Raw genomic sequence first — 14,839 nt, forward strand, 5'->3', positions numbered from 1 at the left:
CACCCCCGCGGTTCCCGCGTACCCGAGGAAAGAGTGCAGCATGAAGGTTCCCAAGACCGGCGCGGTCGCCGCGGTCATCGGTCTCGCCCTCACCGTGTCAGGGTGCGGCGGCGACGACGGGCCCAAGGGGAACCTCTCCATCGGCATCAAATTCGACCAGCCGGGCGTCGGCATGCGCGAGCCCGACGGCACCTTCACCGGTTTCGACGTGGACGTGGCGACCTACATCGGCAAGGAGCTCGGCTACAAGCCGGACCGCATCGACTTCAAGCAGGTCTACAGCAACGACCGCGAGCTGCTGATCCAGTACAACGAGGTCCAGTTCGTCGCCGCCAGCTATTCGATCAACGACAAGCGCAAGGAGAAGGTCGACTTCGCCGGCCCGTACTTCCTCGCGCACCAGGACCTGATGGTCCGCGCCAACGACAGCACCATCAACAGGGCCGAGGACCTCAACAACAAGCGGCTGTGCTCGGTGACCGGCTCGACGTCCGCGGAGAACATCAGGAAGAACCTGGCCCCCAAGGCCAGCCTCCTGGAGCTCGGCGGCTACTCCGAGTGCCTCGTCGCCCTCAACGACAACCTGGTCGACGCCATGACCACGGACAACTCCATCCTGGCCGGGTACACGGCGCGCAAGGGCAACGAGGGCAAGTTCCGGCTGGTCGGGCTGAGCCTGAGCAGCGAGAACTACGGGATCGGCATGAAGAAGGGCAACACCGAGCTCCAGCGCAAGGTCAACGAGGCGATCCGGAAGATGGTCGCGGACGGCTCCTGGGAGGCGGCCGTGAAGAAGAACTTCGGCGAGAACTACAAGTACGAGCCGGCCCCCGGCCTCACGACGGGCAGCTGACGGTCGCGCCACCGACGAAGGCCGGGCCCGTCGCCGGCTGACGGGTGGCCGGAATCCGCCCGTCAGCCGGAGGCGACGGGCGGATCCGCCCGCTTGCGCCGCCCCGTCCTGTCCCGCCTCGTCCCGTCCCGCCTCGTCCCGTCCCGCCCCGCCCGGGCGAGGGTGCCGCCCGGGGCGAGGGTGCCGGCCGCCGCGCCCCGGGCGGCGCGGTGGGCTACGCCAGCGGCGCCTTCCCGCGCAGGACGGTCAGGAACTCCCGCATCCAGGCCGAGTGGTCGGGCCACGCGCGGGCCGACACCAGCGTGCCGTCGACCACGGCCTCGGCGTCCTCGAAGTCGGCGCCGGCCGCCTTCATGTCCAGTTCCAGGGCCGGGTAGGCCGTGACCCGGCGGCCGTCCAGGGCGCCCGCCGCGGCGGTGATCAGGGGGCCGTGGCAGATCTGGGCGATCGGCTTGTCGGAGCCGGCGAAGGCGGACAGGATCCGCCGCACCTCGGGGTCGTTGCGCAGGTACTCGGGTGCCCGGCCGCCCGGTACGACGAGCGCCGCGTACTGCTCCGGGTCGACGTCGGCGAAGGCGATGTCGGCGGGCCAGGTGTAGCCGGGCTTCTCGGTGTAGGTGTCGAAGCCGTCCTCGAAGTCGTGCACGACGAACCGCAGCTTCTTCACCGCCGGGGCCGCGATGTGGACCTCGTACCCTTCCTCGCGCAGGCGCTGGTAGGGGTAGAGGACCTCGAGCGACTCCGCCGCGTCGCCGGTCACGATGAGGATCTTCACTGCCATGGGCTGCTCCTGGTAGGGCTGTTCACGGTGTGGCCTCCGCCACCGTGCACGCACCGGCGGGTTGTGCCAAGGGATTCTCGCGCCAATCACCGGCAGCATGACGCGCGTAGAAAATCCTGGCTCCCGACACGTGCTTTTCACCTGTAGGGCACATGACAATGTGAACCTCGCTCTGCCACCTGATGCCCCGCCAATTCCCCGGGCGGGAGCGGTGCGTGTGGAGAGGTACCCCCACGTGATGAGAATCTCGCGCCTTACTCCCTGGGCAGCCGGCCTCGGGGCGGCGTCCCTGCTTCTGCTCCCGGTGTCCGCCTCGGCCGGCCAGCGGAACGCGGCCGCTCCCGCGGCGCCCCCGGCGGCTCCGGTGGTTTCGGCGGCTCCGGCGTCCGCCGTCGACACCTACTACGCCGCCGCCGAGGGCAAGACCGGCGCCGCGCTCAAGACGGCCCTGCACACCATCATCAAGACCCAGTCCAAGGTGACGTACGACGGCGTGTGGAACGCCCTGAAGGTCACGGACCAGGACCCGGCGAACCCCAACAACGTCATCCTGGTCTACTCGGGCCGCTCCCAGTCCAAGTCCACCAACGGCGGCGGCGTCAACGACTGGAACCGCGAGCACGTCTGGGCCAAGAGCCACGGGGACTTCGGGACCGCCACCGGGCCGGGCACCGACCTGCACCACCTCAGGCCCGAGGACGTGACCGTCAACAGCACCCGCGGGAACAAGGACTTCGACAAGGGCGGCAGCCCGGTCTCCGAGGCCCCGGGCAGCTTCACCGACTCCGATTCCTTCGAACCGCGGAACGCGGTCAAGGGCGACGTCGCGCGCATGCTGCTCTACATGGCCGTGCGCTACGACGGCGGCGACGGCTTCGCGAACCTCGAGGTCAACGACAAGGTCAACAACGGCAGCGCGCCCGCCATCGGCCGGATCAGCGTCCTGAAGCAGTGGAACCTGCAGGACCCCCCGGACGCCTTCGAGCAGCGCCGCAACCAGGTCATATACGACACCTACCAGCACAACCGGAACCCGTTCGTCGACCACCCGGAGTGGGTCAACTCCATCTGGTAGGCACGCGCCCGGGCGGCCGCCCTACTGCTCGCCGAGGACCATCCAGTGCTCCGGTTCCGCGAGGGGCGCGAAGCCGGCCTTGGCGTGGACGCCGTGGGCGTCCCCGGTCGCCAGCAGGATCCGCCGCAGCCCGTACGGGGCGAGGTGGTCGCGCACCGCTCCCGCCAGGGCCGTGCCCAGCCCCTCGCCCCGTGTGCCCGGGTCCACGTACACGTCGCAGAGCCAGGCGAAAGCGGTCCGGTCGGTGACGATCCGTGCGTACGCCACCTGGGCGCCGCCCGGTGCGCCGCGCGAGGGCTACAAGCGGTCGGCGAGGGCCTTGAAGGCCGGCCAGTCGAGGGCCGGGGTCCGGGAGTCCCAGACCTTCTGGGACAGGGCCGCCAGCGGGAGGCGGATGCCCGCCGCGACCTGGGCCTGGGTCTGGGCCCCGGCCAGGTCGCACCAGACCGCGAGGCGGGCGCCGAGGATCTGGCCGGCGTACGTCGCGGGGACGGCCGCGGTGCCGCGCAGCACCAGCGGGGTCCACTGCTCGTAGATCCGGCGGCCGGTGGGATAGGTGAACTGGTTGGGCTCCCCCAGCACGTAGTAGAGGTACTCGTCGTTCAGGTTGACCACCTGGCGGCCCTCGCGCAGGTACTCCAGCGGCGGCCGGGCACCGCCCTCCTTGCCCGTCCAGTACTCCACCTGGATGTCCTTGGCCGGCTGGACCGCTCCGCCGGTGAAGAAGCCGTCGTTCCACGCCGCCGGTTTCCGGTCCGCCGAACGGACCACGTCCGCACGGTCGTTGAGCCATCCCGTCGCCAGGTCCTGGACCTTGCCCGCGGGCCCGTAGCGCTGCCGGGCGGCGGCCGCGAGCTGCGGGAAGGAGGCCTGCGGATCGCGGTAGACCAGCGCCTGGTACTCGTCGGCGCCCAGGTTCCAGATCGCACCGGGGAACAACGGCAGGTATTCCCGCAGGAGTTCGTCCACGAGCTTCGCCGCCGCCGGTTTCGCGATGTCGACCGCGCCCTTGACCGGCCGGCCCTGCACGTCGGTCAGCTGCAGCCCCGGGTAGGCGCGCAGGACCGCGCCGAGGTGGCCGGGCGAGTCGATCTCGGGGACGACCTCGATGTGCAGGCTCGCGGCGAGTGCGGTGATCCGGCGCACCTGCGCCTTGGTGAGGTGCGGGTCCGAGACGATCTCGGGGTGGGTGTCGGACTCGATCCGGAAGGCCTGGTCGTCGGAGAAGTGCAGGCCCAGCTGGTTCAGCTTCAGGTCGGCCATCTCGCGCAGCCGGGCCTCGATCCAGTCGGGCGTGAAGTGCTTGCGGGCGATGTCCAGGTTCAGGCCGCGCTGCGGCTTCGCCGGGGCGTCGCGGACGGTGCCCTCCGGGGCCGAACCGCCGCCCGCCACCTCCTGCTTGAGGGTGCGGGTGCCGTAGAACACGCCCGCCTCGTCCGGGCCGCTTATCCGGACCCGGCCGTCGCGCACGGTGAGCGCGTACGACTCCGGGGCACCGGACTTCGCCCCGCCGAGGGCCAGTTGCACGTCTCCGGGACCGGGGTCGGCCGATTCGGCGAATCCCATGCGCAGTTCACCGGCCAGCAGTTTGCCCTCGTCGGTCAGGGCCGCGGCGTCGGCCGGCGGTACGACGACCCGCGCGCCGGGGGTGGGCCGCCAGCCGGGACCGCGGGCCGGCTCGTGTTCCCGTACGGCCGGAACGGTGCGCGGGGCGGTCGACAGCGGGTACGAGGGCGTCGGCGAGGGTGCGGGAGCCGCCGGTTCGGCCGGACCCGCGGGTTCCGCCGGGGAGGCCGGCGCCGCCGGGCTCGTCGGGGCCCGGGCGCCGGGCGGGGCGGCCGCGCCGTCCGTGCACGCGGGCACGGCAAGGGCGACCAGCGCGGCGACCGTGGCCGTCGCGATGACGTGGCTGCGCCCGTGCCTCTTCGTCTTCCGCATCATGCACCTGTCTCCCCCGTACCAACCTGGCACGGGGGACACGGGTGCGCGACCCGGGGGGGAGCCCGTCGCGGGCAGCGGCTCGGGCCGGGGCTGCACGGCGGTCAGCACCACGTACCAGCGCTTGCCCTCGCGCTTGACCGACACGGTCTTGACCTTGCCGACCACCGACCGGTGCCGGTGGACCCTGACGTGCCCGACGCCCTGGAAACGGACGCGGGCCGCATGGCCCGGGAGGGAGTCCCACCGGCAACCGTCGCCGTCCTTCGGGAAGTCGACGGTGTCGAACCAGTTCACCCCACGGAAGCGCGGGTATCCCGGAGTATCGCCGGACTTGACCCGGCGGAAGAACGCGGCGAACGCCTTGTCGAGACGGCGCAAGGTGGCCTGCCGGCTGGAGAACGACCACCGCCCGTGCCGCTCCGGGTCGAAGGCCGGGATGTCCTTGAGCTGCGCGGACTGCATCCCGTACTTGATGCTCGTCTTCGAGGCGTGCCGGTAGGCGTCGCGGCGTTCCTGCAACGCGCCGTTGTAGACGCCGCAGTGATCACGCAGCATCTCGCCGAGCGCGATCTCCTGCCGAAAGGTGGGCCGCAGGAGGAACTTGTACGCACGGATCACCCGGCCCACCCCCCTTTCGGTCAAGGTGGACCAACATAGCGAAGGCCACTGACAACACAGAGCACTCCGGCGCTCCGCGCCTCCGGGCCAACGATCCATTCCCTCCCGGCCCAAAGTCCGGGATTCCCCGGAAGAAGGATGATGGAGGCATGACTGACACCACCGACGCCACGGCCGCCGACGCGCTCGCCGCCATGCCCGACTGGGAGAAGCGCTTCCGGGCCCCGCGGGTGGGGCTGCCCGACTGGGCCGAGGACGCGCCCGACCGCTCGCTCTTCGTCTCCAACGCGACCGGCACCTACGAGCTCTACGCCTGGGACCGCGCCACCGGCACGCAGCGGCAGGCCACCGACCGGCCCAACGGGACCACCGACGGGGCCCTGTCCCCCGACGGCGCGTGGATCTGGTGGTTCTCCGACACCGACGGGGACGAGTTCGGCACCTGGGTCCGCCAGCCCTTCGCGGGCGGCCCCGACGAGCCGGCCACCCCCGGGCTGGAGCCCTCGTACCCCGCGGGGCTCGCCATCGGGCGCGACGGGACGACCGTCGTCGGGCGCTCCACCGACGAGGACGGGAGCACCATCCACGTCGTACCGGCCGACGGCTCCGCGCCGTCCGTCGTCTACCGGCACCGCGAGTCGGCCGGGGTCGGCGACCTGTCCCGCGACGGGACCTGGCTCGCCGTCGAGCACACCGAGCACGGCGACGCGATGCACTCCTCGCTGCGCGTGATCACGCTCGACGGGAAGACCGTCGCCGAGCTGGACGACTCCGAGGGCGGGACCCTGGAGCTCGGCCTGACCGTCCTCGGCTTCGCCCCCGTCGCCGGCGACGCCCGGCTGCTGATCGGCCACCAGCGGCGCGGCCGCTGGGAGCCACTGGTGTGGGACGTGGTCGCGGGCACCCAGGAGGAGCTGGACATCGACCTGCCGGGCGACGTCGGCGCCGAGTGGTACCCGGACGGCTCCGCGCTGCTGATCGAGCACAGCCACGAGGCGCGCAGCGAGCTCTTCCGCTACGACCTGGCCGCGCGCGAGCTGCTGCGCCTGGACACGCCGCCCGGGACGGTGTCGGGCGCAACGGCCCGGCCCGACGGGTCGGTGGAGTACCAGTGGTCCTCGGCGGCCGAGCCCTCGGCCGTGCGGTCCACGGCGGGCGGGGTCGTCCTCGACCCTCCCGGCTTCCGGCCGCCGGGCTCCGTGCCCGTCGAGGACGTGTGGGTCGAGGGCCCCGGCGGGCGGATCCACGCACTGGCGCAGCGCCCGACGGGGCACGGCGACGGCCCCTTCCCGACGATCTTCGAGATCCACGGCGGACCGACCTGGCACGACAGCGACGCCTTCGCGGCCACCCCGGCGGCCTGGCTCGACCACGGCTTCGCCGTCGTGCGCGTCAACTACCGCGGCTCGACCGGCTACGGCCGCGAGTGGACCGACGCCCTCAAGCACCGGATCGGCCTGATCGAGCTGGAGGACATCGACGCCGTGCGCGAGTGGGCCGTGGCCCGCGGCCTCGCCGACCCGGCGCGCCTCGTGCTGTCCGGCGGCTCCTGGGGCGGCTACCTGGCCCTGCTGGGCCTCGGCACGCAGCCGGACGCCTGGGCGGTGGGCCTGGCCGCCGTGCCGGTCGCCGACTACGTGACGGCGTACCACGACGAGATGGAGGCGCTGAAGTCCCTGGACCGCACCCTCTTCGGCGGGACGCCGGAGGAGGTCCCGGAGCGCTTCGAGGCCTCCTCGCCGCTGACCTACGTCGACGCGGTGAAGGCGCCCGTCCACATCGCGGCGGGTCTCAACGACCCGCGCTGCCCCATCAAGCAGATCGAGAACTACGTCGACCGCCTCGCGGCGCGCGGGGCGGAGCACGAGGTGTACCGGTACGACGCCGGGCACGGCTCGCTCGTCGTGGAAGAGCGGATCAAGCAGGTCCGGATGGAGCTGGACTTCGCGCTGAAGCACCTGCCGCCGCGCTCGTAGGCCGCACCGGCCGCGGAGCCGTCCCGGCCGACCCGGCCGACCCGGCGGCCGGGAACCGGTGCACCCCCCGTACGGTGGTGGGGTGCACCGGTTTCTCCTGACCCCGCGCTGGTGGGGGATCAACGTCTTCGTCGCGCTCGGCGTTCCCTTCTGCCTGTTCATGGGGACCTGGCAGCTCGGCCGGTTCGAGGACCGCGTCGACAGCCACAAGGAGGCGACCGAGGCGCGCCCCGCCGAACAGGCGACCGCGCCGCTGGACTCGCTGCTCCCGGTGGACAAGAAGACCTCCGGGCGGCTCGCCTCCGTCTCCGGGGAGTACGCCGACCAGCTGCTCGTTCCCGAGCGGCGGCTCGACGGGAAGAGCGGCTTCTACGTCCTGACCCTGCTCAAGACCGACACCGGCAAGGCCGTTCCCGTGGTCCGGGGCTGGCTGCCGGGCGGCGCGGACGCGGGCCGGGCTCCGGCCGCCCCGACCGGGCGGGTCGAGGTCACGGGCGCGCTGCAGGCCTCGGAGAACTCCAGCACCAAGGGCGTCTACTCCTCGGGCGGCCTGCCGGCCGGGCAGCTCGGCGTCATCGGGGCGGCCTCGCTGGTCAACATCGTGCCGTACGGGCTGTACGACGCCTGGCTGACCGTGCAGACCCCGGCCGACGGGATGATCCCCGTCCCGGCGCGGGCCCCGGTCAACACCGGGCTCGACCTCAAGGCCTTCCAGAACCTCGGCTACACCGGCGAGTGGTTCGTCTTCGCCGCGTTCGTGCTCTTCATGTGGTTCCGGCTCTACCGGCGCGAGGTGGAGACCCTGCGCGACGAGGAGGCGGGGCTGGTCCCCGAGGCCGGCCCGGGCCCGGAGCAGGCACCCGCACCGGCCGCGGCCCCGACGGGCACCGGCTCGGCCTGAGCCGTCGGCGGCCCGGCCCGACCACGGCCGCGCTCGGCCGGGCCCGCCCATTCCGGGCCCGGCCGGGCCCGGCCATGTGCCGTGCTCGGCCAGGCCCCTACGGCGTCGGCTGCGCCGCCAGCGGGAGGACGCCCGTCCGGTAGACCGTCCCGCCGCACGCGTCCGGGATGGTCGTCTGCGTCGTCGGGGCACCGGGCAGCGGGGTGCTCGGCGTGTGGGACACCGCCACGCCCGACGCGTCCGGCCCCGGCGGGACCGCCAGGGAGTCCGCGGCCGCGGGGTCGCCGGAGCCGCCCTGCGGGGGCTTGGAGCCCGCGGAGGCACCCGTACAGCTCTGCTGCGACGGCACCCACGCGAAGCGCACCTCGTACGCGGCGTTCGGCGCGAGCAGCATCAGCGGGGCCTCGGCCGAAGGATCGGGCAGCCCGGTCGCCGGGTCGCCCGCGGTGTGGCCGAGGACGGCCACACCGGTGCCGCCCTGGCCGGGCGCGGGACCGCTCGCCGGGGCCGCGGTCACGGTGTCCGGGCCGAGGACGGTACAGCCCCGGCCCGAGACGTTGGTGACCTTGAAGCTGCCGTAGACCTTGCCGTCGGCCTCCGGGGTCCGCGCGCTGCCCGACACCCCGAGCTGGTCCGCACTGCAGCCGGGCACGCCCGGAGCCGCGGGCGGGGGCAGCAGGACGCCGGCGCCGCCGGGCAGGGGCGCGGTGGAACCCGACTGGTGGGGGTTCGGCCCGATCGGGGGCAGGCCGGTGGTGGGCGGGGTCGGCGTGCCGGTGGCACCGCCCGCGCCCTGCCCCGTGCCGGAGCCGGGCCTGGTGGGCTTCGGGTCGACCCCGGCGCCGTTCTGGTGCGGGTCGGACCCGTCCTTCTTGTTCCCGCCCTGCTCGCCGTGGCCGGCCATGGCCGAGCGGTCGGGGGAGTCGCCCTGGCCCACGGTCATCCGCAGGGCCGCCGGGATCGCGGTCCCCACCAGCAGCGCGGCCGCCGCGGCGGCGACGAGCGCCTGCCGCTTGCGGGTCTTGCGCCGGGGGACGGCGTGCCGCAACCGCTCCAGCGCGTCGCCGGCGGGCTCGAGTCCCACGACGGCGCCGCGCAGCAGGTCCCGCAGGGCCTGCTCCTCGTCGCCGGGCCCACAGGCCGCGGGCCCAGCGCCGCCGGACCCGGCGGCGGCAGGCTCCGTACCGGCAGGCTCCGTACCGGCGGACTCCGTACCGGCGGACCCGATACCGATACCGACGGCCCGCGCGCCGCCGGCTCCCGCTCCCGCTCCGCGCATCAGCTCGCGCAGCGCCGCCTGGCCCTCGCCCGCGGATCCGCGCGTCAGCCCGTGCAGGCCGCCCTCGCCCGAGGCTCCGTCCCTCAGGCTCCGCAGTGCCCGTTCCTCGCTCACCTTGCGGTCCTCGTTCATGACTGCGCCGCCTCCATCGCCACACGCAGCGCGGCAATCCCCCGCGATCCGTACGCCTTGACCGAACCGAGCGATATGCCGAGCGTCTCGGCGACCTGTACTTCCGTCATGTCCGCGAAGTAGCGCAGCACCAGCACCTCGCGCTGGCGGCGCTGCAGACCGCGCATCGACTTGATGAGATCGTCCCGTTCCAGCAGGTCGTAGGCGCCTTCCTCGGCGCTGGCCATGTCCGGCATCGGCTTCGACAGCAGCTTGAGGCCGAGGATGCGCCGGCGCAGGGCCGAGCGCGAGAGGTTGACCACGGTCTGGCGCAGGTAGGCCAGGGTCTTGTCCCGGTCGCGGACCCGGCTGCGGGCCGAGTGGACCCGGATGAAGGCCTCCTGCACCACGTCCTCGCAGGAGGCGGTGTCGTCGAGGAGGAGCGCGGCGAGACCGAGGAGCGAGCGGTAGTGGGCCTGGTACGTCTCGGTGAGGTGGTCGACGGTGGTCCCCGCCACCACTTCGGCCGGCCCGGTGCTCGCCGCGGCCTCCGCGCTATCGCGGGGCCCGGGCACGCGGCCGCCCAGGGTCGCCGCGCCGGCCGGAACGGCCGGGGCTGCGGGCGTCGCCGTGGCCGGCGGAACGGGAACGATCACCGGGAAGCCGCCGGGCGTGCGGGAGCGCAGGCGCGACGGGATGGTCCCGGTGCGCACCGAAATGACGGGGAAGTCCAGCAATGCTTCTGCCACGCCAGTTGGACACGCGTCCCCCCGTCAGGGTTGTACGCGCGAGGCAGACTCATCGGCGTGGTTCCCATTGCCCTCATGCGTAGCCGCTCCCCGCCGGCGCCGCGCATCACGGCGGCCGTCGGGCCATCACCTTGGTCAAGGGATCACTGATGATCCTACAAAGCGAAATACCCAAACTCACCCGCGATGAGCTCCGCGGTCCGTGTGGCGTTCAGCGCAGCACCCTGGCGCAGGTTGTCCGCGGACACGAAGAACTCCAGGGAAGCCGGGTCGTCGAGCGAGCCCCGCACCCGTCCCACCCAGGCCGGATCCGTCCCCGCGGCGTCCGACGGGGTCGGGAACTCGCCCGCCGCCGGGTCGTCCACGAGGACCACACCGGGGGCGGCGTCCAGGACCTCCCGGGCGCGCACCGGGTCGACGGCGACCGCGAAGCGGGCCCGTACGGTCAGCGAGTGCCCGGTCAGCACGGGCACCTGGACGCAGGTCACCGAGACCGGCAGCTCCGCGAGGTCCAGGATCCGGCGCGTCTGCGCCCGTACGGCCAGTTCGTGCGAGGACCAGCCGTCCTCGCGCAGTTCGCCGGACCACGGCACGACATTGAGCGCGAGCGGGGCCGCGAAGGGGCCGGTGTCCTCACCCACGGACCGGCGCACGTCCCCGGGGTGCTCCCCCAGGGCGGTGCCGGCGACCAGGGACAGCTGGCGGCGCAGCGCCTCGGAGCCGGACCGGCCGGCCCCGCTCGCGGCCTGGTACGAGGAGACGGCCAGCTCGGCCAGCCCGTACTCGGTGTGCAGCGCGCCCAGCGCCGCGATCATCGCGGCGGTCACGCAGTCCGGGCCGGCGACGATCCCGCGCGGGCGGATCCGCGCCGCGGACGCGTTCACCTCGGGCACCACGAGCGGCACCTCGGGGTCCTCGCGGAACGCCGCGGACCGGTCCACCACGACCGCGCCGCGCGCGGTGACGACGGGAGCCCACCGGGCCGAGACCTCGGCCGGAGTCAGGAAGATCGCGACGTCGCCCGCTCCGAGGCCGTCGAAGGCGTCCTCGGTGAGGGCCAGCACCTCGGTCTCCTCGGCGCGCACGGTCAGCCGGCGGCCGGCCGAGCGCGAGGAGGCGATCAGGCGTATGTCGCCCCAGACGTCCGCGCGCTGGGACAGGATCTGGAGCAGGACGGAGCCGACCGCTCCGGTCGCCCCGACGACGGCGAGTGCCGGTGCCGGGGTCGACCGGGTGGCCGTCATCGTCCGGTGCCTCCGTAGACGACGGCTTCGTCGCCGCTGTCGGAGTCGAGGCCGAAGGCCGTGTGCACGGCGCGGACGGCCTCGTTGACGTCGTCCTGGCGGGTCACGACCGAGATGCGGATCTCGGAGGTGGAGATCAGCTCGATGTTGACGCCCGCGTCGGACAGCGCCTGGAAGAACGAGGCGGTGACGCCCGGGTTCGTCTTCATGCCCGCGCCGACCAGGGAGATCTTGCCGATCTGGTCGTCGTAGCGCAGGGACTCGAAGCCGATGGTGCCCTTCGCCTTCTCCAGGGCGTCGATGGCCTTGTGGCCCTCGGCCTTGGGGAGGGTGAAGGAGATGTCCGTCAGGCCCGTGGAGGCGGCGGACACGTTCTGCACGATCATGTCGATGTTGATCTCGGCGTCCGCGATGGCGCGGAAGATCGCCGCGGCCTCGCCCGGCTTGTCCGGAACGCCGACGACCGTGATCTTGGCTTCGGAGACGTCGTGAGCGACTCCGGAGATGATGGCGTGCTCCACCGGCTCGTCTCCCTGCGGATTCTCGTTGCTGACCCACGTGCCCGGCAGTCCCGAGAAGGACGAGCGGACGTGGATCGGAATGTTGTAGCGGCGCGCGTACTCGACGCAGCGGTGCAGCAGCACCTTGGAGCCGGAGGCCGCGAGCTCCAGCATGTCCTCGGAGGAGATCCAGTCGATCTTCTTGGCCTTCTTCACGACGCGGGGGTCCGCGGTGAAGACGCCGTCGACATCGGTGTAGATCTCGCAGACCTCGGCGTCCAGCGCCGCGGCGAGCGCGACGGCGGTCGTGTCCGAGCCGCCCCGGCCGAGGGTGGTGATGTCCTTGGAGTCCGCGGACACGCCCTGGAAGCCGGCGACGATGGCGATGTTGCCCTCGTCCAGCGCGGTGCGGATACGGCCCGGCGTGACATCGATGATGCGCGCTTTGTTGTGGACCGAGTCGGTGATGACGCCCGCCTGGCTGCCGGTGAACGACTGGGCCTCGTGGCCCAGGTTTTTGATCGCCATGGCCAGCAGGGCCATGGAGATCCGCTCTCCGGCGGTCAGCAGCATGTCGAATTCGCGGCCGGCAGGCATCGGGGACACCTGTTCCGCGAGGTCGATCAACTCGTCCGTCGTGTCGCCCATCGCGGAAACCACGACGACCACTTGGTGGCCGTTCTTCTTGGCATCCACGATCCGCTTGGCAACACGCTTGATGCCTTCGGCATCGGCTACGGAGGAGCCTCCGTACTTCTGCACGACAAGGCCCACGTGCGCTCCTCGCTCAATCCGTCTCATTGCTGGTGCAGTCTAACGAGCGGCCGCGATCCGACCGCCTCGTACCACATCATGAGACGAAAAGATCAAAGAATACGTTCCCCCGCCGAGCGTCTTTTACTTGCGGCCCAGTCCGCCGAGTTCCTCGGCCATGACCTTGCCCGCCTGTTCGGCGAGGTCCTCCTCGGTCAGGTCCTCGTCCGTGTCCAGCCCGTCCAGGGCCTCCAGCGGCTGGTCCAGCCGGACGTGCGCCACGAGCGACTGCAGGGCGCGCAGGGTCGCCGAGGAAGTCGGGCCCCAGTTGGTGAAGTACGAGAACTGCCACCACCACAGGGCTTCGGTGATCCGGCCCGCCTGGTAGTGGATGAGCCCGTGCCGCAGGTCCGCCACCACATCGGCCAGGTCGTCGGAGATCCGGTGCGCGACCGGGGCCTTGCGCGGCTCGTAGGGGTCGAAGACCTCGGAGTAGACGTCGACCGGCTCCAGCATCAGCGCGAACCGCTCGCGCAGATCGTCCACGTCCGGCTCGGGGCCCAGGTCGGGCTCGTAGCGCTCGTCGGGCAGGACGTCCTGGTACGCGCCCAGCCGACCGCCCGCCAGCAGGAGCTGGGAGACCTCCAGGAGGAGGAAGGGCACCGCGCTGTCCGGGTCCTCGCCCTTGGCCACCTCGGTGACCGCGACGATGAAGGACTCGATCTGGTCCGAGATCTGGACGGCGAAGTCGTCCGGATCCTGCCCCAGGGCGTGCAGCGTTGCGTCAGACATCGAGAAGTCGCCTTCCTTCAAAGGCCCGCCCGAGCGTGACCTCGTCCGCGTACTCCAGATCTCCCCCGACGGGGAGCCCGCTGGCCAGGCGGGTGACCTTCAGGCCCATGGGCTTGAGCATGCGGGCGAGGTAGGTGGCGGTCGCCTCGCCCTCCAGGTTGGGGTCGGTCGCGATGATCAGCTCGGTGACCGCACCGTCGGCGAGCCGCGCCAGCAGCTCCCTGATGCGCAGGTCGTCCGGGCCGACGCCCTCGATCGGGCTGATCGCGCCGCCGAGGACGTGGTACCGGCCCCGGAACTCGCGCGTCCGCTCGATCGCGACGACGTCCTTCGACTCCTCGACCACACAGATGACCGACAGGTCGCGGCGCGGGTCGCGGCAGATGTTGCACCGCTCCTCCTGCGCCACGTTCCCGCACACCGCGCAGAACCGGACCTTGTCCTTGACCTCGAGCAGCGTGTGCGCGAGGCGGCGGACGTCGGTGGGCTCCGCCTGCAGGATGTGGAAGGCGATCCGCTGCGCGCTCTTGGGCCCGACGCCGGGCAGCCTGCCCAGTTCGTCGATCAGGTCCTGGACCACGCCTTCGTACAACGGACTGCCTGCTTTCGCTTCGGTGGAACGGGGTGGTGCGGGTGGTGGTGCGGGTAGGACGGGTGGTGCGGGTGGTGCGGTGCCGGGGGCTAGAAGGGGAGGCCGGGGATGCCGCTGCCGCCGCCCAGCCCCTGGGCCAGCGGCCCCAGCTTCTGCTGCTGGAGCGCCTGCGCATTCTCGTTGGCCGCCTGGACCGCCGCGACCACCAGGTCAGCGAGCGTCTCCGTGTCCTCGGGGTCCACGGCCTTGGGGTCGATCACCAGCGCGCGCAGTTCGCCGGAACCGGTGACGGTCGCCTTGACGAGGCCGCCGCCGGCCTGGCCCTCGACCTCGGCCTGCGCCAGCTCTTCCTGGGCCACGGCGAGGTCCTGCTGCATCTTCTGGGCCTGCTGGAGCAGCTGCTGCATGTTGGGCTGACCGCCACCGGGAATCACAGGTCACTCACTTTCGTAGCTTCGTCGCATCGGCCCGGGCATCGGACCGCTCGGTCAAATCCGAGCCTACGTGCTCCCCGGGCGCGGCGCCCTACGCCGTGAGGACCAACTCTTTCGAGTGAGAGACGAGGCGTACGCGTACCTGCTGGGGCCCTCCTTGCGGGCGGAAAACCGGGGAATCGTCGCCCATCGCGCACCATTCGAAGGTAGGAAGAGCATGCGCACCATTGCGCACACGCG

Annotated in this window: 13 protein-coding genes and 1 pseudogene; 4 read left to right on the top strand and 10 right to left on the bottom strand. The window is 72.2% G+C overall.

What is annotated here, in order from left to right; genetic code table 11:
* Positions 1-40: 40 nt before the first annotated feature.
* Positions 41-853: a glutamate ABC transporter substrate-binding protein gene (locus DRB96_RS27015; RefSeq protein WP_112450801.1), complete on the top strand. Its 813-nt coding sequence runs from the start codon at positions 41-43 to the stop codon at positions 851-853.
* A 214-nt stretch (positions 854-1,067) separates the two neighbouring features.
* Here DRB96_RS27015 and DRB96_RS27020 read toward each other — a convergent pair whose 3' ends face one another.
* Positions 1,068-1,634 carry a DJ-1/PfpI family protein gene (locus DRB96_RS27020; protein WP_112450802.1) on the bottom strand — a complete coding sequence of 189 codons (567 nt, stop codon included), beginning with the start codon at positions 1,632-1,634 and terminating at the stop codon, positions 1,068-1,070.
* A 238-nt stretch (positions 1,635-1,872) separates the two neighbouring features.
* Between DRB96_RS27020 and DRB96_RS27025 the strand changes: the two genes are divergently transcribed.
* On the top strand, positions 1,873-2,709 hold the full coding sequence (locus DRB96_RS27025) for an endonuclease (protein WP_112450803.1): 837 nt from the start codon (positions 1,873-1,875) through the stop codon (positions 2,707-2,709).
* Between the two features lie 21 nt (positions 2,710-2,730).
* Here DRB96_RS27025 and DRB96_RS27030 read toward each other — a convergent pair.
* Together DRB96_RS27030 and DRB96_RS27035 are read right to left on the bottom strand one after the other, a co-directional pair.
* Positions 2,731-2,985, bottom strand: a pseudogene (locus DRB96_RS27030) (GNAT family N-acetyltransferase); the annotation flags it as partial.
* 21 nt (positions 2,986-3,006) lie between these two features.
* Positions 3,007-4,647: a glycoside hydrolase family 20 protein gene (locus DRB96_RS27035; protein WP_112453734.1), complete on the bottom strand. Its 1,641-nt coding sequence runs from the start codon at positions 4,645-4,647 to the stop codon at positions 3,007-3,009.
* A 770-nt stretch (positions 4,648-5,417) separates the two neighbouring features.
* On the opposite strand from DRB96_RS27035, the gene DRB96_RS27040 reads away from it, so the two are divergent.
* Complete coding sequence (locus DRB96_RS27040) at positions 5,418-7,244, top strand: prolyl oligopeptidase family serine peptidase (protein ID WP_112450805.1); 1,827 nt, start codon at positions 5,418-5,420, stop codon at positions 7,242-7,244.
* Positions 7,245-7,326: 82 nt separating this feature from the next.
* Complete coding sequence (locus DRB96_RS27045) at positions 7,327-8,145, top strand: SURF1 family protein (RefSeq protein ID WP_112450806.1); 819 nt, start codon at positions 7,327-7,329, stop codon at positions 8,143-8,145.
* Positions 8,146-8,242: 97 nt separating this feature from the next.
* On the opposite strand, the gene DRB96_RS27050 is transcribed toward DRB96_RS27045, so the two are convergent.
* The 7 genes from DRB96_RS27050 to DRB96_RS27080 form a co-directional block, all read right to left on the bottom strand.
* Positions 8,243-9,556, bottom strand: coding sequence for a hypothetical protein (locus DRB96_RS27050; protein WP_112450807.1), 1,314 nt, complete (start codon positions 9,554-9,556; stop codon positions 8,243-8,245).
* Complete coding sequence (locus DRB96_RS27055) at positions 9,553-10,191, bottom strand: SigE family RNA polymerase sigma factor (protein WP_239516884.1); 639 nt, start codon at positions 10,189-10,191, stop codon at positions 9,553-9,555. Before DRB96_RS27055 ends, DRB96_RS27050 begins: the two co-directional genes overlap by 4 nt.
* Before the next feature lie 248 nt (positions 10,192-10,439).
* Positions 10,440-11,528, bottom strand: a complete 1,089-nt coding sequence (locus DRB96_RS27060; protein WP_112450808.1) for an aspartate-semialdehyde dehydrogenase — start codon at positions 11,526-11,528, stop codon at positions 10,440-10,442.
* Positions 11,525-12,802, bottom strand: a complete 1,278-nt coding sequence (locus DRB96_RS27065) for an aspartate kinase (RefSeq protein WP_112450809.1) — start codon at positions 12,800-12,802, stop codon at positions 11,525-11,527. Before DRB96_RS27065 ends, DRB96_RS27060 begins: the two co-directional genes overlap by 4 nt.
* Positions 12,803-12,925: 123 nt before the next feature.
* Positions 12,926-13,573 carry a DUF5063 domain-containing protein gene (locus DRB96_RS27070; protein WP_112450810.1) on the bottom strand — a complete coding sequence of 216 codons (648 nt, stop codon included), beginning with the start codon at positions 13,571-13,573 and terminating at the stop codon, positions 12,926-12,928.
* On the bottom strand, positions 13,566-14,165 hold the full coding sequence (recR, locus tag DRB96_RS27075; RefSeq protein ID WP_112450811.1) for a recombination mediator RecR: 600 nt from the start codon (positions 14,163-14,165) through the stop codon (positions 13,566-13,568). The genes DRB96_RS27070 and recR overlap by 8 nt, the downstream gene beginning before the upstream one ends.
* An 89-nt stretch (positions 14,166-14,254) precedes the next feature.
* Positions 14,255-14,599, bottom strand: coding sequence for a YbaB/EbfC family nucleoid-associated protein (locus DRB96_RS27080; RefSeq protein WP_112450812.1), 345 nt, complete (start codon positions 14,597-14,599; stop codon positions 14,255-14,257).
* Positions 14,600-14,839 lie beyond the last annotated feature (240 nt).

Origin of the sequence: Streptomyces sp. ICC1 (genome assembly GCF_003287935.1) — a bacterium.
Taxonomy (GTDB): Bacteria; Actinomycetota; Actinomycetes; order Streptomycetales; family Streptomycetaceae; genus Streptomyces; species Streptomyces tritrimontium.

Bases quoted from the DNA above. Each gene is read 5' to 3' on its own strand.
- DRB96_RS27015 (WP_112450801.1), top strand. From the start codon at position 41: ATGAAGGTTCCCAAGACCGGCGCGGTCGCCGCGGTCATCGGTCTCGCC.
- DRB96_RS27020 (WP_112450802.1), bottom strand. From the start codon at position 1,634: ATGGCAGTGAAGATCCTCATCGTGACCGGCGACGCGGCGGAGTCGCTC.
- DRB96_RS27025 (WP_112450803.1), top strand. From the start codon at position 1,873: ATGAGAATCTCGCGCCTTACTCCCTGGGCAGCCGGCCTCGGGGCGGCG.
- DRB96_RS27060 (WP_112450808.1), bottom strand. From the start codon at position 11,528: ATGACGGCCACCCGGTCGACCCCGGCACCGGCACTCGCCGTCGTCGGG.
- DRB96_RS27070 (WP_112450810.1), bottom strand. From the start codon at position 13,573: ATGTCTGACGCAACGCTGCACGCCCTGGGGCAGGATCCGGACGACTTC.
- DRB96_RS27035 (WP_112453734.1), bottom strand. From the start codon at position 4,647: ATGCGGAAGACGAAGAGGCACGGGCGCAGCCACGTCATCGCGACGGCC.
- DRB96_RS27040 (WP_112450805.1), top strand. From the start codon at position 5,418: ATGACTGACACCACCGACGCCACGGCCGCCGACGCGCTCGCCGCCATG.
- DRB96_RS27050 (WP_112450807.1), bottom strand. From the start codon at position 9,556: ATGAACGAGGACCGCAAGGTGAGCGAGGAACGGGCACTGCGGAGCCTG.